The organism is Nonomuraea sp. K271, assembly GCF_009908215.1.
GTDB lineage: Bacteria > Actinomycetota > Actinomycetes > Streptosporangiales > Streptosporangiaceae > Nonomuraea > Nonomuraea longispora.
Genome location: NZ_JAAAHR010000046.1, coordinates 1 through 21,142, shown reverse-complemented (window position 1 = coordinate 21,142; position 21,142 = coordinate 1). Strand labels below are relative to the sequence as shown.

19 protein-coding genes and 1 pseudogene are annotated in these 21,142 nt (G+C 69.8%); 5 read left to right on the top strand and 15 right to left on the bottom strand.

What is annotated here, in order from left to right:
• Window positions 1–75: 75 nt before the first annotated feature.
• Both GUY59_RS51360 and GUY59_RS18030 read right to left on the bottom strand, forming a co-directional pair.
• Window positions 76–599 (bottom strand): annotated as a pseudogene (locus tag GUY59_RS51360) (transposase); the annotation flags it as partial.
• A gap of 810 nt (window positions 600–1,409) precedes the next feature.
• Window positions 1,410–1,988 (bottom strand): CGNR zinc finger domain-containing protein, encoded by a 579-nt coding sequence (locus GUY59_RS18030; protein ID WP_171055413.1) that lies wholly within the window; start codon window positions 1,986–1,988, stop codon window positions 1,410–1,412.
• 61 nt (window positions 1,989–2,049) lie between these two features.
• On the opposite strand from GUY59_RS18030, the gene GUY59_RS18025 reads away from it, so the two are divergent.
• Window positions 2,050–2,883, top strand: coding sequence for an alpha/beta fold hydrolase (locus GUY59_RS18025; protein ID WP_138201596.1), 834 nt, complete (start codon window positions 2,050–2,052; stop codon window positions 2,881–2,883).
• Here GUY59_RS18025 and GUY59_RS18020 read toward each other — a convergent pair.
• Window positions 2,880–3,215: a hypothetical protein gene (locus GUY59_RS18020; RefSeq protein ID WP_138201597.1), complete on the bottom strand. Its 336-nt coding sequence runs from the start codon at window positions 3,213–3,215 to the stop codon at window positions 2,880–2,882. The two genes, GUY59_RS18025 and GUY59_RS18020, sit on opposite strands and share 4 nt — an antisense overlap.
• A gap of 52 nt (window positions 3,216–3,267) precedes the next feature.
• Window positions 3,268–4,158 carry an NAD-dependent epimerase gene (locus GUY59_RS18015; RefSeq protein WP_201761014.1) on the bottom strand — a complete coding sequence of 297 codons (891 nt, stop codon included), beginning with the start codon at window positions 4,156–4,158 and terminating at the stop codon, window positions 3,268–3,270.
• A gap of 71 nt (window positions 4,159–4,229) precedes the next feature.
• On the opposite strand from GUY59_RS18015, the gene GUY59_RS18010 reads away from it, so the two are divergent.
• Together GUY59_RS18010 and GUY59_RS18005 are read left to right on the top strand one after the other, a co-directional pair.
• On the top strand, window positions 4,230–5,165 hold the full coding sequence (locus GUY59_RS18010; protein ID WP_138201598.1) for a GlxA family transcriptional regulator: 936 nt from the start codon (window positions 4,230–4,232) through the stop codon (window positions 5,163–5,165).
• An 18-nt stretch (window positions 5,166–5,183) separates the two neighbouring features.
• Entirely contained in the window at window positions 5,184–5,600 is a 417-nt protein-coding gene (locus GUY59_RS18005) for a TIGR03668 family PPOX class F420-dependent oxidoreductase (protein WP_138201599.1), read from the top strand.
• A gap of 31 nt (window positions 5,601–5,631) precedes the next feature.
• Here GUY59_RS18005 and GUY59_RS18000 read toward each other — a convergent pair whose 3' ends face one another.
• The 11 genes from GUY59_RS18000 to GUY59_RS17950 all read right to left on the bottom strand — a co-directional run bounded on the left by GUY59_RS18000 (window position 5,632) and on the right by GUY59_RS17950 (window position 18,916).
• On the bottom strand, window positions 5,632–11,568 hold the full coding sequence (locus GUY59_RS18000; RefSeq protein WP_138201600.1) for a WXG100-like domain-containing protein: 5,937 nt from the start codon (window positions 11,566–11,568) through the stop codon (window positions 5,632–5,634).
• 6 nt (window positions 11,569–11,574) lie between these two features.
• Window positions 11,575–11,874 carry a hypothetical protein gene (locus GUY59_RS17995; protein WP_138201601.1) on the bottom strand — a complete coding sequence of 100 codons (300 nt, stop codon included), beginning with the start codon at window positions 11,872–11,874 and terminating at the stop codon, window positions 11,575–11,577.
• Window positions 11,871–12,254, bottom strand: a complete 384-nt coding sequence (locus GUY59_RS17990; protein ID WP_138201602.1) for a YbaB/EbfC family nucleoid-associated protein — start codon at window positions 12,252–12,254, stop codon at window positions 11,871–11,873. Before GUY59_RS17990 ends, GUY59_RS17995 begins: the two co-directional genes overlap by 4 nt.
• A 247-nt stretch (window positions 12,255–12,501) precedes the next feature.
• The gene (locus tag GUY59_RS17985; RefSeq protein ID WP_138201603.1) at window positions 12,502–13,107 is read right to left on the bottom strand and encodes a fasciclin domain-containing protein; all 606 of its coding nucleotides are present in this window, start codon (window positions 13,105–13,107) and stop codon (window positions 12,502–12,504) included.
• A 192-nt stretch (window positions 13,108–13,299) separates the two neighbouring features.
• Window positions 13,300–14,454 carry an aspartyl protease family protein gene (locus GUY59_RS17980; RefSeq protein ID WP_138201604.1) on the bottom strand — a complete coding sequence of 385 codons (1,155 nt, stop codon included), beginning with the start codon at window positions 14,452–14,454 and terminating at the stop codon, window positions 13,300–13,302.
• A 77-nt stretch (window positions 14,455–14,531) separates the two neighbouring features.
• Window positions 14,532–14,906, bottom strand: a complete 375-nt coding sequence (locus GUY59_RS17975) for a VOC family protein (RefSeq protein ID WP_330849174.1) — start codon at window positions 14,904–14,906, stop codon at window positions 14,532–14,534.
• Window positions 14,907–14,920: 14 nt separating this feature from the next.
• A complete protein-coding gene (locus GUY59_RS17970; protein WP_138201605.1) occupies window positions 14,921–15,298 on the bottom strand; it encodes a VOC family protein in 378 nt (125 codons plus the stop codon).
• 152 nt (window positions 15,299–15,450) lie between these two features.
• On the bottom strand, window positions 15,451–16,458 hold the full coding sequence (locus tag GUY59_RS17965) for a S1 family peptidase (RefSeq protein ID WP_330849173.1): 1,008 nt from the start codon (window positions 16,456–16,458) through the stop codon (window positions 15,451–15,453).
• Between the two features lie 287 nt (window positions 16,459–16,745).
• Complete coding sequence (locus GUY59_RS17960; protein ID WP_138208707.1) at window positions 16,746–17,906, bottom strand: MFS transporter; 1,161 nt, start codon at window positions 17,904–17,906, stop codon at window positions 16,746–16,748.
• A gap of 213 nt (window positions 17,907–18,119) precedes the next feature.
• Window positions 18,120–18,356, bottom strand: coding sequence for a hypothetical protein (locus GUY59_RS17955; protein ID WP_132341858.1), 237 nt, complete (start codon window positions 18,354–18,356; stop codon window positions 18,120–18,122).
• Between the two features lie 50 nt (window positions 18,357–18,406).
• Window positions 18,407–18,916: a VOC family protein gene (locus GUY59_RS17950; protein WP_138208708.1), complete on the bottom strand. Its 510-nt coding sequence runs from the start codon at window positions 18,914–18,916 to the stop codon at window positions 18,407–18,409.
• Window positions 18,917–19,113: 197 nt separating this feature from the next.
• Here GUY59_RS17950 and GUY59_RS17945 point away from each other — a divergent pair, with 197 nt between their 5' ends.
• Both GUY59_RS17945 and GUY59_RS17940 read left to right on the top strand, forming a co-directional pair.
• Entirely contained in the window at window positions 19,114–19,302 is a 189-nt protein-coding gene (locus GUY59_RS17945; protein WP_132341854.1) for a hypothetical protein, read from the top strand.
• Window positions 19,303–19,406: 104 nt separating this feature from the next.
• Window positions 19,407–20,819 (top strand): xylulokinase, encoded by a 1,413-nt coding sequence (locus GUY59_RS17940; protein ID WP_161714589.1) that lies wholly within the window; start codon window positions 19,407–19,409, stop codon window positions 20,817–20,819.
• The last annotated feature ends 323 nt before the right edge of the window (window positions 20,820–21,142 follow it).

Here is a 21,142-nt window from a genome sequence, read left to right as displayed (position 1 = left end):
TAGATCTGGGTGGCGTCTTCGGAGCGGTGTAAATAGCTCGACGAGATAGGTGCCGTGGGTGAATCTCAGGCGGCCGTCGGTGACGGGTGCCAAGGCCGGGTCGTCGGTCGGGTGGAGCTGGGCGGTCGGGTGGGGCAGGCCTCGGCGGAGGTCTTGCAGGATGCGCAGGCCGTTGCTGGTCATGGTGAAGCCGCGCCAGCCGCGGGCGGCGCGATCGAGCACGGCCCACACCAGTGAGACGTAACTCGTTTCGCCGGGGAAGCGGCCGATGACCTTGACGCGGCGCGGGTCTCGCCGAAGGTGCGCTCGATGAAGCTGGAGTGCCGCACGCGCTTGTGGTGCTCGATCGGGAAGCGCAGGTAGGTGGTCAGGCTCTGGCGGTCGGTGAGCAGGCACTTGACCGCCGCGGCGCTGATCAGGCCGGGCGCGCCGTCGGAGACGATCAGCCGCGGCGGGCGCAGGCCGCGGCCTGCCGAATCGATCAGGAAGTCGTGCCAGGCGTCGGTGGACTCGGAGCCGGCGGCGGCCAGGCCGACGAAGACCGGCTTGCCGGCAGTGGTGATGCCCCAGGCGGCCAGGATCGGCTCGGCCCGCTGCCCGCATCCTCAGAACGCGTCAACGGTGCGTCGTCCTCGCCGAGGGAGTCCAGGAGCCCCGAGGTGTGGTTGAGCAGCTGCTGTACGGTGATCGGCCGCTTGTCCTCGGGTACGCCAGAAAGGAGGTCGCCGATCCGGCTGTCCAGGTCGAGTTGCCGGTCCTGCCACAGCGTCAGGATCACGGGCCGCTACCTCGTGTCCTTCAACGCCGAGACCCGCAAGAACACCGGCCGCAGCGCCGGAGACGAGATCGAAGTCGCGCTGACCGTGGACCCCGACCGCTGAGATCAGCGATCGTCCGGATTCCCAGCGAATGACGAACGCCGCGTGCATTCGCCATTCGTCATCTCAGGGCGCGACTACGAGTCGTCTGCCGTGGAGGTCGGTGCGTTGCCAGGCGGTCTCGATGTCGCCGAGCGGCACTCGCTCCAACGGCCGAGCCGCGCAACGCACGCGCACCAGCGAGCCGCCTGCCAGCGCCTGCGTTCGCGCATCATGGAGACGCTGGACGAGGCCGACGTGCCGCTCTTACGTCGTGGGCCAGGGCCGCGTGAGCCTCCGCTTGCTGGGCCACGATTCTCATGAGTGAACCATTTGTCCCGCGCGCCTCAGACGCGCGCCGGCACCTGTCCCGCCGACGTTCCCTTTCGCGGCGTACCGGCGGGGGCGTCCGGATCACCGTACGGGCCTCACCGCGACGGGAGCGACGGACCGGGCACGGTGCCGGGCTTCGTCCCCAGACCTCCCCGCCTGGTAGCCGCCACCTGAGACCCGCAACCACATCCTGGGCCCTGAGCGGAGCCGGGGCCGGCCCTAGGAACCCCCTTGCCAGGAGGCGGGGCGGCGGGCGCGGTGGTTGGCGACGTTGACCCGGTTGCCGCAGAGGTCGGGCATGCAGTAGCGGCGCCGGCCCGCGCGGCTCGTGTCGACGAACATGCCGTTGCACGCGGGGGAAGCGCAGTGGCGGAAGCGGTCACGGCTCAGGGTCCTCAGGACGGCCAGGAGGCCCACCCCGATGAGTACGGCCAGTTCGTCGGCGAGGGAGGCCTCAGGGGCGGTCACGACGTGCCACTCCCACCTGCCGCCGGCGTCGCGGTGGAGGCCGGGACCGACGCCCGCCCTTCGGACGAGCGCGCCGGCCTGCTCGGCGACGTGGTCCTCGTCGGTCGATTCGAGGATGGCGCGGACCTCCTGGCGGAGGGCGAGCACCTGGCCGAGGTCGTCGTGGGACGGGGTGCGGCTGTCGGAGTGAAGGTCGTGTTCGGCCAGGAACCGTGCGAGCGCGGCCGGGTCGGGCAGCATCTCACCGGCGCTCTGCACCTCCGGTGAGGTGTTGACCAGGTCGGTCGCCACCCCGGCCGCCCACACGTAACCGGTAAAAGTTGCCTTCAAGCCTTACCTCTCCTACTGTAACCGGGATAAGGTAACTATACCCCTTACACGAGAGGTGAGTATGAGTACGCACACCGCATGGCGGCTTCGTCACCGGGTCCGCGTGACCGGTGGCGAGGTCGCCGTCGACGTCTTCGGCCAAGGGCCGCCCGCGATCCTCGTCCACGGCACCCCGGCCTCGTCCTTCCTGTGGCGCGAGGTCGTTCCCGTCCTGGCCCGCGAGCACGCCGTCCATGTGTGGGACCTGCTCGGGTACGGCGACTCCCGGCTCGCCCAGGGCGCCGTACCGTCGATCGACCGGCAGGCCCGCACGCTCGCCGAGCTCGTCAGGCACTGGGATCTCGGCGCCCCCGCCTTGGTCGGGCACGACATAGGCGGGGCCACCGTGCTGCGGGCCCACCTGGTGCACGGGGTGCCCGCCCGCCGTATCGCGCTGCTCGACGCCGCCGTCCTCGGCTCGTGGCTGACCCCGTTCACCCGTCACATGCGGGCCCACGCCGACGTCTACCGCACCATGCCCGAGCAGGTCTTCGCCGACATCATCCGGCCGCGGCTGGGAACCGCCACCCACCGGCCCATGTCCGAGGCCGTCGCCGGCGCCTACCTGGCCCCATGGGACGGGGCCGCCGGGCAGCGGCGCTGGATCGATCAGGTCGTGGCCGTGGGCGACGACGACACCCGCGATCTGGAGGCCCGGCTGTCCGAGATCGCCGTTCCGACGCAGGTGTTGTGGGGTGAGCACGACCGGTGGCTCCCGCCGGCCACCGCCGCCCGTCTCGCCGCCGCGATCCCCGGCGCCCGCCTGACCATGATCCCGGAGGCGGGCCACTTCCTGCCCGAGGACAACCCGTACGACACCGCGCAGGAGCTCCTGCGGTTCCTCGGCCCGGCCTAGCCGGCGAACTCGCGCGCGCGGTCGCGGGCCCACCGCGCGGCCTGGGCGGCCTGGTCGCCGGTGAAGGGGGAGCCGGGCATCCCGCCCAGGCGCTCCACCAGGTCGGCGAAGCGTATGAGCTCCCGGTGGGCGTGTTCCCGGCAGGCGAGGCACGTGACGCTCCCGGGATGGGGTGAGGTCATCGCGTAGGGCGCCCGGATGCCGCAGCCGGTGGTGACGGTGCCCGGCGCGTCGGGCGCGCGGCCCAGCATCGAGGCGAGCACATTGCGGAAGTCGGCCCCGGCCTGCAGCACCTGCCGGTCGACGTGGATGTGCGGATCGGTCTCGCCCATCTTCGCCCGCCTCCGTCCGGCTCGCTCAGCGATCAGACTAGTACGGCGGACGTCAGATCACTTCGCGCAGGACGTCGTCGACCGGTGTGACGCCCACCCCGAGGATCTTCTCCGTGTCGGAGTAGTCGACGACGAACGGATGGCCGGGCTTGATCAGGACTTCATGCATCTCCCCCCAGAACGGGTTGTCCAGCGCGAGCAGGGTCAGGTCGCGTTCGGTCAGCTGTTCCATGCGCGGTTCCGGCGCACCGGCGAGCCTTGCGAGCCGGCCGGCCAGCTCGCGGGCGGACAGGGTCGAGGTGGGCACGTGCCACGCCCGCCCGTACGCCCGCTCGTCGCGGCCGGCTGCGACCAGCGTGCGCGCGGTGTCGCCGATCGCCGAGTAGCTGTGCGGCACGTCGAGCTCCTGCGGCACGAGTGCGAGCCGGCCTTCGAGAACCTGGCGCTGCACCATGAGGCTGAACACGGAGAAGGCGCCCGCGCCGTAGAACTGGGCGGCCCGCACCTCGGTCACCCTCACCCCCGAGGCGACGGCCTCCTCCCACACCCGGGCTCTGGCCCGGCCCTTGGGTCCGGTGGCGGCCAGCGGGAAGCCGGGTTCGACCGGCCGGTCCACCGGCCCGTAGCCGTAGAGGTTGCCGAGCATGACGTACGCGGCCCCGGCGCGCTCGACCGCGGTCAGCAGGGACGCTGACAGGATCGGGAACTGCTCCGGCCACAAGTGGTAGGCCGGCGCGGCGGTGGTGAACAGGGTGCGCGCCCCTTCCGTCAGCTGGGTGAGCCGGTCGGTGTCGGTGGCGTCCGCGGCGACCCTCTCGACGAGCGGGTGCTCGGGTCCTCCGCCGGAGCGGCTGATCATCCGTACGCGCTCGCCGTCGCCGGCCAGCTGGAGGGCGGTCCTCGTCGCGGTGGCGCCGCGACCCACGATCACATGAAAGGTCATGGCCACCACGATGCCGACGCGCGACCTCATGACATAGTGGCCGGAGCGCCGTCTATCCGGAGGATCTGGCCATGCATCGCATCGCGGTGGTCGTCGTGTCCCCTGTGTTGAGCTTCGACGTCTCGATCCCGCTCATGGTGTTCAACAGCGTTCCGCACTATGACGTACGCATCTGTACGGCACGTCCCGGCACGATGCCGACCGTCGGAGGCCCGGACATCGTGGTGCCGTACGGACTGGACAGGGTCGACTGGGCCGACACGGTGATCGCCGTCGGCAGCGGCGGCGAGCAGGCTCCTCCGGAGACGCTCGCCGCGCTGCGCAAGGCCGCGGACGGCGGCGCGCGCATCGCCTCCCTGTGCACGGGTGCGTTCGTCCTGGCCCAGGCCGATCTGCTGGACGGGCGCCGCGCCACCACCCACTGGGGCCTGGCCGGCGACCTCGCCGCCCGCTTCCCGGAGGTCGACGTCCAGCCCGACCGGCTCTTCGTGGAGGACGGCGGCATCTACACCTCGGCGGGCGCGGCGGCCGCCATCGACCTGTGCCTGCACCTGGTCAGGCTCGACTACGGCGCGGCGGTCGCCAACACGGCCGCGCGGCTCGCGGTCGTCTCTCCCGTACGGCCCGGCGGCCAGTCCCAGTACATCGAGACCCCGCTGCCCGCCGAACGCGGCACCTCCCTCGCCGCCACCCGGGCCTGGGCCCTTGAGCGCCTCGACCGCCCGCTCAGCCTGACCGACCTGGCCGCGCACGCGAGCATGAGCGTGCGGACCCTGACCAGGCGCTTCCACGCCGAGACCGGGACGAGCCCGCTCCAGTGGCTGCTGCTCCGGCGCATCGACCGCGCGAGGGAGTTGCTGGAGACCACCCGGCTGCCCATGGACCAGGTGGCGGGGCAGAGCGGGTTGGGCAGCGCCGACTCCCTCCGCAAGCACATGGTCAACCTGGTCGGGCTCACCCCCACTGCCTACCGGGCGGGATTCACCCGGCTGCCCGCGGGCACGTAGCCCGCAAGGGGTGACGGCATGGACCGCGAGCGGGCCCGTGACCTGTTCGCCGGCGAGCGGGTCGCCCGTCTCGGCACGGCGGACGGCCGTGGCGTGCCCCATCTGGTGCCCGTCACGTTCGCCGTGTCGGGTGACGACGTCGTGGTCGCCGTCGACCACAAGCCGAAGTCGACCACCCGCCTGCGGCGGCTGCGCAACATCGAGGAGAACCCCTCCGTCTGCCTCCTGGCCGATCGTTACGACGACGAGGACTGGGCGCGGCTGTGGTGGGTGCGGGCCGACGGCCGGGCCCGCGTCGTGTCCGGGGGGACGGAGGGGGAGCGGGCGCTGGACGACCTCGTCGCGAAGTACGCGCAGTATCGCGAGCGACGACCACAAGGGCCGGTGATCCTGGTGGACGTGAGCCGATGGTCGGGTTGGGCGTACGCGGACTAGCGCGGCACGTTCCTCATGCTCATCCCGAGGGTCAGCGCGCGATGGCGCCGGGATGCGCGGCGTCGAACTCGGCGAGCCCTTCCGGGGTGAGCCTGAGGTAGAGGCCCTTGTCGACGTCTAACACCAGCGGCTCGCCCTTGCCGTAGAGCACGACGGAGATGTCCAGTTCCAGATACGTGTTCTCGTGCTGCTCCTCCAGAAAGTTACGTTCGATGATGTTGGCGTTCCGCGAGGCGGCTTCGTCTCCAGTCTTCGTGCTGCCGCCAATACCGCCGTAGCCGAGGTTTCCTTCGCCGGTCGATCCGGCGGACCCGCCTCCCCGGAAGGCCTGGCCCCGGCCCTGCCCATGCCCGTGCCCGGTGGTGCTCATGGTCTGCGCGTAGACGCGCTGCTTGACGAGCGCGTTCGTGATCTCATGGGCTCCGTTGACGTCGATCCCCACCTTGCCGACGCCTGGGATCTCATAGTCGTGCGCGAGCAACTGCTCCACATGGGCTCGCATGGTTCTTTCCTTGGCGGCCTCGGCGAGGGAGATGCCGGCCGGGCGAGACAGCTCGAATCCGTTGGGCCGGTTGTCCAGCGAGGGCACCTCCTCCCGGAGCTTTGGAGGCACCGCGGCCACCGGCGCCCACTGTTCCACCACTGTGGCGGCGGGGAAGGCGACCTGGCTGACGGCCCCCTTGGGCACCCCGTTCCCGAGCGTGGTGGCCATCGTGTTGGGCCCTGCCGGCTCCCCCCATCGTGGGTTCGCGGCGAAGACCGGTGTACCCGCCGTAACCGTGGTGCCGTGCGGAACCTCCGTGGTGAGATGCCCCGGCACGAGCAGGCCGAGATCGCCGTCCGCGACCGCCCTGGATGTCGCCGTGACCCCGACACGCTTGTCGAAGAGCGTCACGGCTCCGTCGTGTCCGGTCACCTCACCCACCTTGAGCAGCATGTTTCTGGCCACGCCCTGCATGGGCTCCAGGATAGGGCGGACCTGGGAGCGCTCGATTGTGATCTCGTACGTGACCGGGTGCTTGAACTCCTGCGGGGCCTCCCGCGTCTGATAACGATTGATGTCTTTCATATTCGTTCCGCGAGCGTCCACGGTGTGGGAGTCGTGGTGATTGGCGTATGCCGCTTCCACTCCCTCGAGACGGCCGTCCGAGGACTTGGTGTAGCGCGCGAGCGCCTCCGCGCCGTGGTCGGACCCGGCCTCGCGCAGGGTCACGTCGCCGTTGAGGCGCTCGCTGCGGAGCATGAGACCGGTGTCAGGACGCTCACCGACGTGTACGCCGTCACCGATCTCGGCCGTGACCCGGATGCCCACGCGTTCGGTGACCCGGCCGTGGACATCCGTGGCGAACATCCAGGAGGACACCCCGTTTCCGCGGAGTTCCCCCAATTTCGTGGCGAGCGCGTGCTGGCCGTAGTGGCCGCGCAAATGCTCGGCCACCGGGTGGTTCGTGAGCTCCTGGCCAGGGAGGAGCAGGTGTTCGCCGCGGAGCGTCTCCAGGATCTTCGGGAGTACGGCCCGCGCGTCGAGATGCTGAACGGAGGCCGTGCTCATCGCCGCCTCGGGCGCGGAATAGGCGCGGGTTGTGGCCCCTGCCCGTTGGGCGGGCTCTGCGGCCTCCGGGCCTGCCAATCCGTGACGGCGCGCCACCTCGTCGGGAAGGACGACGTCCGTGATCTCTTCCACCCGAACGTACGTGGTCGGGCCACGTTCGACCGTTTCCCCGTTGGTTCTGGTCGGCGTGAGCTCCAGTACGAGGTCTCCTCGATACCAGTGCGAGGTGCTCTGGTCCGAGTAGGTGACCCGGGCGACGTCGCTGCCGCCCACGTAGGAGCTTTCCAGGGTCATCCGCGTCGCGGCGGCGTGCATCCCTGCTCGTGCCACGATCTTTCGCTCGGTTCCTCCGCTTTCCTCGTTGCCTCTCGTGTGACCTGACGTCTCGCCGCCGTGTTCACCGTCACGGCCGGAGGCGACGCGCGCACCGGCCCTGGCGTGCCCGCCCAAGGCCTGCCTGCTGCGCTCGCTGTCCGCCATCCGCGAGTTGCTGTTGGAGTAGATCTCGTGCTCCACCCCGGTCTCCGACTTGACGTGGCGCAACCCGGCCACGTCGGCCTTCACATGCACATCGTGACGCCATTCCCCTCGGTCGGACACCGTGTAGTGCAGGCCGTCGGGGTGGGAGGTGATCATGGTTTCCAGCTTGATCACGTCGGTAGCCGTTTCGAACACCGGCGGCACGTCAAGACGCTCCCCGGGCACCGGCAGCCCTGCCCAGTCGGCGCAAACCTTGGCCACCGTCTGGGGCAGATCAGGCATAGCACCCAGGCGGACGGTGGCGTGCAGCCGGTCGTCGTGAGCCAACACATCGGCGGGCGGTTCGCTTGACGACTCGATGCGGCCCAGATGCGCGACGTCCTGCGCGAGCACCGGAGACTCCGGCACATGAGTGTTCGGTACGAAAATCTCCGCCTTGCTGCCGTGCACCTCCCACGACGTGTTCGTCACCTCTGTGCCGTCTCGCGAGAGCCGCATCCTGACGTCGAAGGAGAGGTCCCGCGTGATGGTGAAGCCCCCGCTGGTCTCCGTGCGGTCGTATCTCGTGTGGCCGGCGGAGACGCCGACGGTCTCCGCCTTCGTGCCGCTCCCGGTCAGAGACAGGTTCGCCGCGTCGATCTTGAATCCTTCGTTCGCCTCGAGGCGGACGACACCGCGCACCTCCGCACGACCTCCCGCAGAGGTCTCCCGCTGGCTGGTGTCGGTCCCTGACGTGATCCTGCGCTCGTTCGCCGTCATGTCGGCCGAGCCGACCTCGTGGCGCCGGCCGAGCGTGCCCTCGGCCAGGATCTCGAAGGTGCAGCCGCCGATCGTCTTGTCGTACCTGATCCCGTGCAGGGCGTGGGTCAGGTCGGCTTCCAGCGCCACACCCCCGAATCGGCTCTCGATGTCGCGCATGATCTGCCGCCTGATCTCCGGGGGAAGGTCGGGCACCGCCCGATCGACGGCCTGGCGGATCTCCGAGCTGAGGAGTGCCTCCGAGTGGACGCGGATGCCGCTGCCCAGGCCTGTCCCCCGCCCGGCCGCGAGCGCCTCCGGCTCCAGCACGTGCGGGTCGTAGCCACGGTTCGGATGCTCGCCCCCGGCCGGACGTTCACCGAACGGTTCACTGCGGACGAACTCCGCCCGTACGTCGTCCATCTCCCGGTGGAGATCGGCGAGTTTCTGCCGGATGTCGTTGAATTCCCCTTGCGGCCGAAGATCGTGGCCGAAGATGTCCTGCTCCATCCGGGGCGCGTCGCAAGCCGGTATGGCCAGCTCGGCCTTCACCTCTACCTCGAAGGTGCCCAGCTTCTCGGTCTCGACCCGCACCAGCATGTGGGCGTCGTACATGGTGACGTCACCTGTCCTGGTCAGGACGGTGTGGTTGCCGTGTGCTCGGTGAGCGGTCGTCACATGGTCCGTTCCGAAGCCGAACCCGCCGATGGCCCGTCCGATGACCTCCGCCCTGTCGCCGAAACCGAGACCGATCTTCCCGCCCGCGTGAACGTTGACGCTCGCGCCTTGCCGATGTGATGTCCCTTCGCTGTCGCGCCGCCCCATGTCGTCTCGGAACATCGTCTCGATCGGTGGTCGCTCGCTTCCGTCAACGGGCTCAATCCGCGAAATCCGGCTGGTGACCTCGATGGAGTCCTCCGCTGACCGCAGCGCGGAGCTTTTGTACCGGAACGCCTCTGAGGAGACCCCGCTCGACAACAACGACTGACTGCGGTTCTTCATCCCCTGTTCGCTGAGCACGGTGGACGTGAGGTGCTCGGTGATCCTGACCACCTCGCTCGCGGGTACGCCCTGCGACAAGGCCCGGCGCTGCACCTCCAGCACCAGAGGAGTGCAGTCCATCCCGGTGATGGCGATCCCGTGAGAACGGAACTTGTGCTCGGCTCCCGCCGGGACCTCGTGGCGAGGCAGCGCCGGTGGGTGATCGGCGGCCAGGAGCGGCCCTTCGCGGGTGAACTGCTCGGGAAAGGGGAGCGTCACGGACAATTCGGGGACCGCCGCCGTTTCTGTGACCTTCTCACCGTTGCGGTAGACGTCCAGGGAGATGTCCGCGACAAAATAGCGGTGGTTCGTGGAAATGGGTTTGTGGCCGCTGATGATTTCGACGCCGTTCGTGTGCGTCGTGCGTAATGTGCTGCTGATGCCCGTACGAGGCAGGGCGCTCGCCTCGGCTTCGTCCGACGAGTGGTTCAGCGCGCGAACCAGCCCTCCGGTCCGCTCCAGCGAAGAGGCCTGGGAGGATTTGCCCTCAACACCGTCCCCGCCGAACGCGACCGGCTTCTCGGGCGGCAGGCTCGGGTGTTCCACGTGGGTCAACTCGTTCGGCGTCAGCTTGAGATAGATCACCTTGTCTTTGACGTCGAGCGTCGCGCCCCTTTGGAGGTGGTCTGTCCATGTGTCACGATTGCTGCCGGAAAGCGCCTGCGTGAGCCAGTCGCTGATCGCGGCTCTTTCCCGTATGGTGACACCCGCGATGCCGTCGGCCAGAGCCTCGGCCGCCGCCTTCGGGTTTGCCGGGACCTTGACGTCGTGCACGGCCGTTTCGCCTAAAGCGCCGATCTCGGTTGAGCGCGGCGGATGGATCTTGGGAGGCGGATGGATCTCGGGCTTGTCCTTCCAGGCCACCGGGCCGTCCGGCCGGGCCGACTCGCCGCCCGCGTGCCGTGTGGACGCGTTATTCCACACTGGCGAACCGTCGGGCAGGGACGACGAAGGAGCGTTCACCACCGGCTGAGGCGCCTCCGGGCCGGCTGCCGGACGAGACCCGGATACCTGTCCCTGCTGGAGCAGCGTGTCAGGGCTCTTCCAAACAGCCTGCAGGTCAGCCCCGGCCGACGCGTTCGTGGCGGTCCGCTCGTTGTGGTTCGCCGCCGCAGCCAGGCTCGGTTCACCGCCGGTGTCGGGCGCGCGCGGCGCGGGCGCTGCCGACCCGTGGTCCGGGCCGGACGGGGATTGTCCGGACGGCGGAGGGTTTCCGGACGGAGTGGCCGGAGGAGGGGAGGGCGAGCCGTCCGGACCGCGTAGCGCTGCCGCGGCCATGTATTGCCCATCGGCGCCCAGCGCGCTGGACGTGATGCCCTTGGCCAGCATGTCCCAGCTGAAGTGTCCCTGGGCCAACAGGGTGCCCGCGGTTGTGATGCCGCCGGTCAGGGCGAACTGCGCAGCCTGTCCGTACAACGACGAACTGGCCGCCGCCAGCAGTTTCTCGGCCGTGGACATCTCGGCCCTGGTCAGCCCGGCTCGCAGGGCCGACGTGGAAAGCCGGCTCAGCCCGCCGGAGAGCAATCCCATGAGCCCGCCCATGGCGCCCCCGCTCACCGCCGAGATCGCCAACTGCTGGACGTCGATGTCATCCCTGCGGCCCTGTGCGATCTGCAGGATCTGGACGCCCAGGTCCATGCCGAGCACGATCCCCGCGAACAGCGCCATGTTGCGCAGGCACTGCTTGGCGATCTGTGCGACCGTCATCCGTGCGAGCTGTACACGCGGCGGGATAAGCGCCAGACCCGCCCCGCCGCTGGCCAGTGCCGCTCCCAGCAGATACGCCAGTTGTGCGATCAGCAGCCATACGGTGACCTCGATCATGTACTTGGCGTACTGGATCTGCACTCCGACGCCGTTGAGCGCGACAGCGGTGTTCACGAGGTGCTTGACCACAGCGGCGACCTGACCGCCTGTCACCGCTTCGACGTGGGCGGCGAAGGCGAGGTGGGCTTCCCCGTCCCAGGCAGAACCGATCTTGGTGCTGCCTGCCGGCTGCTCGGCGTCCGTGCCCTCGACGAGCCGGTGCGCGGCGATCATGCAGGCGTCGGCCAGCCGGAAGCAGCCCGTCTCGTCCCCCTCCGGCCAGTCCATGCCGACCACCCAGCCGACGTACGGCTTGGCGAAATCGGGCACCGCGAACCCGTCGAAGCCCACGGACGGTCAGCCGCGTTCGCCGGGCGGCCGCTCGGCCCTCTCATAGGTGCGGGCGTTGACGTTCAGGTCCGAGGCGACGCGCTCGAGTTCGTCGATGTAGGTCTTGAAGGCGTCGAAGATGCCGCGTTCGATCTCGGGCATGCTTCTGGCGAGTTCGGCGCCGTACATGTCGTGGCCGAGCGTGTTCCTGTCCCGGGCGAAGGCGGCGCGGAGGTCGTCACGTGCTTCCTTCGCGTTGCGTTCGAGCTCGTCGTAGACCCTGGCCTCGCGGTGCAACGCTGCCCACTCGACAGAGTAGCCGCTCATGGGGACGGCTCCACGGGGCCGGGGAAGAACGCGTCGAGTGTGGCGTGTTGGCCGAAGACCTCCTCGTGTGGCAAGTCCTCCGGGAGGAGGGGTTGCAGCAGTTGCTTGCTCTGCTCAGAGACTGCGGCGGTGGCCTTGTTGATCTGTTGCATGATCGCGTCGGCCAGCTGTGAGGGGGACTGGGTGCGATACACCCGGGGATTCAGCTCGATGCGGCGCACCTGACCGTGCCTGCCAACGGTCACGCTCACCATCCCGTCCTCGGAAGACGTCGTGTGCTTCATGGTGGAAAGCTCGCTGTACGCTTCGCGAATTCGGGTTGTCTGCTGATTGATCTCACGCGCGAGCGCACTGATCTCCGCGTCGAACGCATCCGCCACAGATCGCCCTCCCGTCTGTTGGTCTTAGACTCGCATAGCCTTCCTGTGGGCCCAAAGAGTGATCTTCAACCCTTCGCTTGTTATTAACGCTGCGGTCACAGCGCAAACGCGCGGCGAGGCCTCTCTGTCAAGGCGAGACGGTGGCCCCTCTACTTGGGACAGGAAACGCCCCGGGTGAGGGGCGCGGTCACGAGGGTGGTGGCCTGGCGATCGCGCCCGGTCCGGGGCGTGGATCCGGTGGTGGCGGTCACTCGGGCATGAGGACCTTGTCGATGACGTAGATGGTGGCGTTCTGCGTCTGGATGTTGCCGCAGACCACCTTCGCGTCGTTGACCGTCAGGTCTTGGCCGGAGCCCTTGACCGTGAGCTCGCCGCCCTCCAGCGACGTCAACGTGCCCTCCTCCTGGAGGTCGGCGGGCGTCTTCTTGCCCTCCACGACGTGGTAGGTCAGAACTCTGGTGAGTTCCTCGTTGTCGCCCATGAGCTGGTCGCGGGCATCCTGCGGGATGGCCTCGAACGCCTTGTTGTCGGGCGCGAAGATCGTGATCTCTTCGGCCTGGTCGAGCCGGTCGGCCAGACCCGCCTCCTGCACGGCCTCGTCCAGCGAGGACAGGTCCGGCACCTCGCTGAGCGCGGACCCGGCCGTCTGGTCGGCGATGTTCGGCAGGCTGCTTTCGAGCGCGGAGCAACCGGGGCCGATCGGGGCGCCGCCGGGCCCTGGTGACGTGTCCGGTGACGTGCCGGGTGACGAATCCGGCGAGGGGGCCGGTGACGAGAGGGTTGGTGAGAGCGCGGATGCGCCGGTCATTCCGGCCGTGGAGGCGGTCAGCGCCAAGGCCGCCGCGAGAAGCATACGTTTCACTGTGTACCCCCGTGTTCTGTGGCGCCGTACCGGGCGGGCCTGGCACGGCGTCGAGGTGCCCAGGTACGCGACCCGGGTCTCCACTACCAGTGTCGGAGGTCATTGCGCATGCCGGAGTTGCATTTGCCCCAAAATGCACAAAAGGCATAGAACGAGACTTTTGCCATATAAGGGATTATGAACTCATAAGGGAACAGAAGTCGCTGTCGTGACGGATGGGCCCGTGACGTAGAGGCTCATGCCGGTGAAGTCGAACGTGAGGGCGAAACGCTTGAGGAACTCGTGACCGAAGGTCGCGATCGTGTCGAATCCGAGACGGTCGTCGAGCAGCGGCCCCACCATCCCCGGGATCCCGCGCACCGTCGCGCCGCCGAGCGCCACCTCGTCCGCGACGATCGGGCGGCCCGGGGCGCCGCCGCTCCCCGTTCGAGCCGTGCCGAACTCCAGGCCCCAGCGCGTGGCCAGCTCCTCCGAGGTGGTCACCCCGATGCCGGGCTCGCCCGTGGACAGGCAGACCAGGCGCGGTCCGTGGCCGTTGACGCTGCCCACCGTGCACGGGAAACGCCCGCCGGCCAGCCACAGCGGAAGGATCTCCGCGTCGTGCCGCGCCGCCTCCACCTTGAGCGCCCGCAGCTGCGACCTGCGGCGCAGTACGAGAGTCCGGCGGACGTAGTCGAAGGTGGTGAGGAAACGGGACAAGACGATCATCCCGATGGTTCCGGACGCCGGCAGGTCCACGTCCCGCCAGACGACGGGCACGTTGCGCGCCTCGATCGATCCCAGCTGGAACGACCTCACGACGCCGAGATGCGTCTCTGTGCCGTCCCTCGCACGGGTGGAGGCCACCGCGCGCAACCGCGCCCGCTCGGCCGCCTCCATGGTGAGGACCGGCTCCGCCGCCGTGTCCAGCAGGAACCTCATCGGCGCGGACCCGTTGACCGACGCCTCCACGGCGGGCAGCGGGTCCAGCTCCTGGAAGGCCACCTCGGTCCTGCGCGGGCCGCGCAGGGCGAACGGGGTGTCGCCGGCGGCGGCGTACTGCTCGGCGACCGCGTCCCTCCCGGCCGCCCTCAGCACCGGGACGGCCCGGGCGAACTTGTATTGGCGCGCGTAGCAGTCCGCCAGCAGTTCCTTGAGCGCGTCGTCGCCAGGGGCCAGTTCCACGGCCCTGGCCAGATACTTCTCGGCGGTGACGAACGCGTTCGACAGCAGGGCGATACGGCCGACCTGCGCGTTGGCGTGGGCATCACCCGGGTCGGTGCGCAGGACGTCCGCGTAACCGCGGCGAGCCCGCGCGAAATGGCCGGCGCGGAACAGGCCGTCAGGAGAGGTCAGCATGGTCAGTCCAGGGGACCGGACGGCGCGTTTCCCCGCTGTTTCCGGAGGGCGCCATCCGGCGCCCTCGCGCGAGCCCCCTAGTCCTGAAGGACCGACAGGACGTTACCCGCCGGATCCTTGAACCAGGCGATCGGCGGGCCCTCCGCGCGGAAAACCCCCTTCTCGTCCGTCGGCATGTGCTCGTAACGCTCGAAACGCACCCCCCGCGCCCCGAGCTCCTCCACCGCCTTGTCAATGTCCTCGACAGGGAAGTTGAGAACCGTGAACGAGGCCGGCGTGTGGGCGTCGCCCTTCGGATAGATCAGGACGCCGTTGCCGCCCTCGATGTGCAGCGTCAGCAGCCCGTGCTCCTCGGAAACCCGGAGCCCGAGCGTGCTGCCGTAGAAATCTTTCGCCGCCGCGATGTCGTTCACGGAGAAACCGCTGTACGCCTTTGTCGTGCCGAACACCACAACCATCCCCCTTGTCACATTGCCGCGCGGTGCGCCTCGCTGAGCTGGATGATCTGGACATAGTTGCCGTCGGGATCGATCGCGGTGGCGAACAGGCTGCCGTCGCGGTCCTCCAGTTCGGCCAGCCACGTAACGCCCAGGCCTTCCATACGGGCGACCACGGCGCGGGCATCGGCCACGTCGAAGTTCAGTATCACTCTGCCGGGCTCGGCATTCTTGTCGGCGATGTCCGCCCGCGTGTCGATCAGCAGATGAAACCCGCCGTACTTCAGCACCCGGATCACTCCGACGTCGGTCTTCTCCTCGGGCTCCAGCGCCGCGGCGTACCAGTCGCGCAGCCTGTCCGGATCGGTGCTCGCGAGCAGCATGCTGTCGAGAATGGGTCGTCTCATGGCCGCCTCCTCTGTCGTCGATGTGCCTTCCACCAGGACAGACCGGCCATCCGCCCGAAACTCATCGGCGCCGCCGGGATGTTTTTCCCGCGGCTCACAAAAGGGCGCAGCGCGCCCGGCAGGCGGGCGCGCTGCGCGTGTTCATGGAAGGGTCAGCCGGTACGGAGCGTGAGCCCGTACGTGCTCAGGATCTCGTTGACCGGCTGGTGGTACGTCGTGCCGCCGACCCGGCAGTTGCCGGAACCGCCGGACGTGACGCCCTGGGCCTGGTTGCCCGAGATGAACGAGCCGCCCGAGTCGCCGGGCTCGGCGCAGGCGCTGGTGCGGGTCAGGCCGCCGACGGTGCCCTGCGGGTAGGTGACGCTGGCGTTGTGCTGCTGGATGGTGCCGCAGCGCCAGCCGGTGGTCGAGCCGGAGCGGCAGATGGACGAGCCGACGGAGGCCTGCGACGAGCCGCGGACCGTCACCGACGAGCCGCCGGAGCCGCGCACCAACGGCTGCGGGGTGTTGCCGGGCGCGGCGACCCAGGCGTAGTCGTTGCCCGGGAACGACGAGCCCTGGAAGGTGCCGGTCGGCTGGCTGGTCCTCGCCCCGGCACGGCCGCAGTGGCCGGCGGTGACGAAGCCCGGGGTGCTGCCGCGGGTGACGGAGAAGCCGACGCTGCACCGGCTGGAGCCGATGTAGTAGGCCGCGCCGCCGATGATGTCGATGAACGGCTTCGGCTGCTCGGCGGTCGCCGACGCGCTCACCGCCTCCTTGTCGACGCCGGCGGCGTCGGCGAGGGCCTGCGCGGCCTCCACGGTGGGCGCCTGGACAGAGACGTTGTTGGCGGTGACGTCCACGTACCAGAGGGCGGCACCGGACCTGGCGGGCTCCGGAGCCTGGTCGATCTTCTGGACGATGCCCTCGAGCTCGGCCAGGGTGCGCTTGACGACGACGGGCTGTGCGCCCTGCTCCTCGATGGCGGCGCTCTCGGCGGCGTCGGTGGTCGCGACCATGAGCTTGGAGGCGTCCTCGTTCAGCCAGGCGCCGCCGAACGAGTCGGCGCCGAGCTTGCTGCTGAGCGTGGCCTCGGTGGCCGCGGCGCGCTGCTCGTTGGCCAGCCGCGTCATGACCTGGTCCTCGGAGAGGCCGAGGTCGCGTTCGAGTGCGTCGATCACGGGGGGAGGTGCGGAGGGGGGAGCGGATTGCGGTGCCGGGTCAGCGAATGCGGGGCTGAGGGGGGTGGCCAGGCAGGCGGCTAGGATGATCGATCCTGCCACCGCACCGCGCTTACTCAACATGAGCACTCCTCGGTTGGGGGTGCTGTCAAGTTAACGGCTGCTAACGCTTCTTGACAGATGTCAAACGAGCCCTATTTCGGTGTTATAGCCGCGGTTTCGGCCGCGAGCCAGGACGGCGGCCGCCCTGCCTTAAGGCCGCTGCCGCCGCCCCGTCGCTGGTCAGGTCACCGGTTCGCCGGTGCGATCGCCGTGGAACGCGCCGTCAGCAGGGCGATGAACGCGTAGGGCACCACCATGAGGACGAATGTCAGCCCGTGCGACACGTACGACGACGCAGCCCCGTACGCGGCGTAGACCGCGAGCGTGACCACGTTCATGCCGAGGCCGGCGACCGAGGTCACGGTGGCCCTGGCCGTACCGGTGATCCGCTCCTGCAACCGTGCGTCCGCCACCACACTGGCCAGCTGGAACGCCCCGAAGGCCAAGGCGATCAGCACGAACCCCGCCGGATGCGCGCTGACCGCCCCCGCGGCCAGGGCCAGCGCCGCGAAGGCGATCGTGCAGGCATACACGCGGGGCGGCATGTTCCGGGCACGCCCGGCCAGCAGGCCGCCCGCCGTGGCGCCGACCCAGCCGAGGAGGATGAGCAGCGGGACGACGGCCTTGGCGACGCCCGTGTCGGTCGCGAGGTACGGGACGTACTCGTCCAGGGCGCCCCAGATCGCCGTCACCGAGGCGACCACCAGCACCGCGCGCAGGACGCGCCGGTCCGTGCGGGCCTCGGTCAGGCCGGCCTTCAGAACCCCCAGGTAACCCTCGTCGTCGCCGTCGCCGCCGCGCGCGCGGTGTTCGGGCAGGGTGAGCGCCGTGGCCGCGCAGAGCACGCAGGCCAGCACGCTGGCGACACCCACGGCCGGATAACCGCCGGCCGCGAAGACGGGCACGGCCAGGCCCATCGCCGCCGCGACGGCGACCGTGCCCACGGCGGTCGCCCGGCCCATGATGGCGGTGTAGCGGTGGGCCTGGCCGCGGCGCTCCAGCTCCTCGTAGGAGAGGGCCTCGAACGCGCCGGACACCAGCGCGCCCTCCGCGCCCCACAACACGAAGCCGAGGGCGAACGCCCAGTAGGAGGGGAAGAGCAGCCACAGGCTGAAACCCAGCGCGGCCAGCAGCGGGCCCAGGCACAGGGTGACACGCCTGGACAGCCGGTCGGCCCAGGCACCGGACGGGATCTCGAGCACCATGCCCGTCACCGACCAGATGACGAACAGGGACGACGTCTCGGCCACGGACAACCCGGTGTCGATGAACAGCAGCGTGTAGACCGGGTAGATCAGCAGAAATTCGCCGAGGAACGTGTAAAGGTACAGCGACGCGACAAGCATGAGGCCTTCCAGGGGGACGAGTAGGGACTCCGAGTGCTTGTCGCCTCGGAGGCCCGCGCGCCCCGCGCCGGCCCCTGGTTATGGAACGGGATCAATGTCGCCAGGTCATACCGGGAAGTTTAACGCCCTCTCCGCCGCCGTGCACCCCACAATTGGCCACGGGTGAGCGGCGCCGGACTCCTGCGGCGGGCCCCTGCGGCGGGGCCCGTCGCGTCAGTCGCGGCCGTCGTCGTCGAACGACTGCAGGACCCGCTCGAACGCGTCGCCGACAGGCCGCAGCACCTCGGTGAACGCGTTGACGAGCGGACCGAAGATCTCGCCCACCTCGGTCATGAGGTCAGGGCTCTTGTCCTCGGGAGGCGCCCAGCGCATGGCGTCGGCGCTCAGCGTCTCCCACTCGTCGACTACGCCGTCGATCGCGTCGAGCACATGGTCAGGATCGCTTGGCATGGTCGTTCCCCTGGAAGTCACCCGGTGGAATCCCTCATGACCACGGTACTTCAGGCCGGGACGGACACGCCCACGCCGCCTCGGGTCTGTGGGCCGTACCGCTCCTTGTCGGCGCTCAGGTCGAGCGGGCGGACGCTGGAGCGGGCGGCGAGCGCGTCGTCGGTCAGCAGCGCCGCAGGCACCAGCCACGACACCTCGAACTCCAGCCCGTCGGGGTCCTTCGCGTAGAGGGCCTTGGTGGTGCCGTGGTCGGAGGCGCCGACCAGCGCGCCGAGCTCGCGCAGCCGGGCCGCGATGCGGTCGAGCTCGTCGAGGGTGTCGACCTCCCAGGCCAGGTGGTAGAGGCCGACCGTGGTGCGGCCCGCCGGTGAGGGCCCCGCGTCGCCACCGATCTCGAACACGCCCAGGTCGTGGTCGTTCGTCGAGCCGGGAGCCTGAAGGAAGGCGGCGCCCGGCAGGGCCATGACGACCTCGAAACCCAGGGCCTCCCGGTAGAAGGCGACGCTGCGCTCCGTGTCCCTGACGTAGAGGACCGCGTGGTTGAGCCGCTGGATCGGCATGGTGTTCTCCTTCCGATGGAGCCCACCTCAAATGTATGAGAATTCAACCACTTTGGCCGCCCGCCGACCGGGCGGCTTTCGGGCGGCTTCCGGGCGGCTCCCCGGGCGGCTTCCGGGAACACGCGGGCGGGTGTGGCGCGCAACTGTCGGACCGAGGCCGTACCGTTCTCCGGGTACCCGAACCGAGGAGATTGCCGATGCACGACACCGAAGAGGCGCTGTTCAGGGCGGTTCACGGCATCGCGGGCAGGCTCGCAGGCCAGCCCGTTCCCGTGGTGATGGACGCGCTGCTGCGCGACCTGCCCAAGGCTCCCGGCCTCGAGGTGACGGAGATTCGCAGGATCGCTGAGGAGATCAGCGTGGGCCGCGATCCATCGGGCTTGTGAACTCAGGGTCGCGGGGGGAGCATCGAGGCATGGCCGCTGGGCGCGGGTAGCATTTGCCCCATCTCGGCCAGCCTTGGGCTGGAACACGTGTCAGGAGGTCGTGGGTGACGCTGGTCGCAGGGGTCGATTCCTCCACGCAGAGTTGCAAGGTCGTCATCCGCGACGCGGAGACGGGCGCGCTGGTCCGGCAGGGCCGGGCCGCGCACCCCGACGGCACCGAGGTCCACCCTTCACACTGGTGGGCCGCGTTACTGCAGGCCATCGAGGAGGCCGGCGGGCTCGACGACGTGGCCGCCATCAGCGTGGCAGGCCAGCAGCACGGCATGGTCTGCCTCGACGCGTCCGGAGAGGTCGTCCGCGACGCCCTCCTGTGGAACGACACCCGCTCCGCCCAGGCCGCCGCCGACCTGGTCACCGAGCTGGGCGGCCCCCAGGCGTGGGCCGAGGCGGTGGGCTCGGTGCCCGTGGCCTCGTTCACCGTCACCAAGCTGCGCTGGGTGGCCCAGCACGAGCCCGGCAACGCGCAGCGCACGGCGGCGGTGTGCCTGCCGCACGACTGGCTCACCTGGCGCCTTGCCGGGGCGCTCGCCACCGGCCCCTTCGACGCGCGGGCCTGGCGCGACGCCCCCACGCCGCCCCTCGACCGACTCGCCACCGACCGAGGCGACGCCTCCGGCACCGGCTACTGGTCGCCCGCGACCGGCGCCTACCGCACCGACCTGCTGAAAACCGCCCTCGGCACCGTCCCCCACCTGCCCAAGGTGCTCGGGCCGCGGGAGCCGGCGCCCGGCTCAGGACGCGTCGTGATCGCGCCCGGCACCGGCGACAACATGGCGGCGGCGCTCGGCGTCGGCGCGCGGCCCGGCGACATCGTCGTGTCGCTCGGCACGTCCGGCACGGTGTTCGCGATCGCCGAGACGCCCAGCGCCGATCCCACCGGCGCGGTCGCCGGTTTCGCCGACGCGACGGGCCGCTTCCTGCCGCTGGTGTGCACGCTCAACGCCGCCCGGGTCATGGACGCCGCCGCCCGCATCGCCGGCGTCTCACTCGACGAGCTGAGCGACCTCGCCCTCCAGGCGCCGCCGGGGGCCGGCGGGCTCACGCTGGTCCCCTACCTCGAAGGCGAGCGCACCCCCAACCGCCCCACCGCGACAGGCTCGATCCACGGGCTGACCCTCGCCACCGCCACCCCGGCCCACCTGGCCAGAGCCGCCATCGAAGGCATGCTGTGCGGGCTCGCCGACGCGCTCGACGCCCTCGGCATGCGGGCCGAACGTGTCCTGCTGATCGGAGGCGCCGCCCGTTCCGAAGCGGTCCGCCGCATCGCCCCCACGATCTTCGGCGTGCCGATCGCGGTGCCGCCACCCGCCGAATACGTCGCCGACGGCGCCGCCCACCAGGCCGCCACCCTGGTCACCACGCCCGACTGGCGCCCCCACGACACCGCCACCTACGAAGCCGCCCCGGCGCCCGACATCCGTCTCCGCTATGCGCGCGCGGCGGGGGTTTTCGACTGATCTTCTTCACGGCTGCGCATGGTGGGGCTGGAAGGCCGGGAACCAACAACGACGCATGGGACCCATCATGCGCAGCCGTAAAAAATCACCCCAGGCAACTAGCGCCAGGGCCCGATGCGGTGGGGTGAGGCTGGTAAGCGTCTCCCTGGAAGGCCGGGAACTCGCAGCGGCGGGTGGGGCTCACTTTGGCGCAGCCGTAAAGGATGTGTGCTTGATGGGTGGTGAGCGTCCCTGTGAGGTCGGAACCGCGGGCGCCGTGAGGGATGTGTTCTTGATAAGTGGTGAGCGGCCCCTGAGCGTCCCCCCTGAGCGTCCCTGCGATC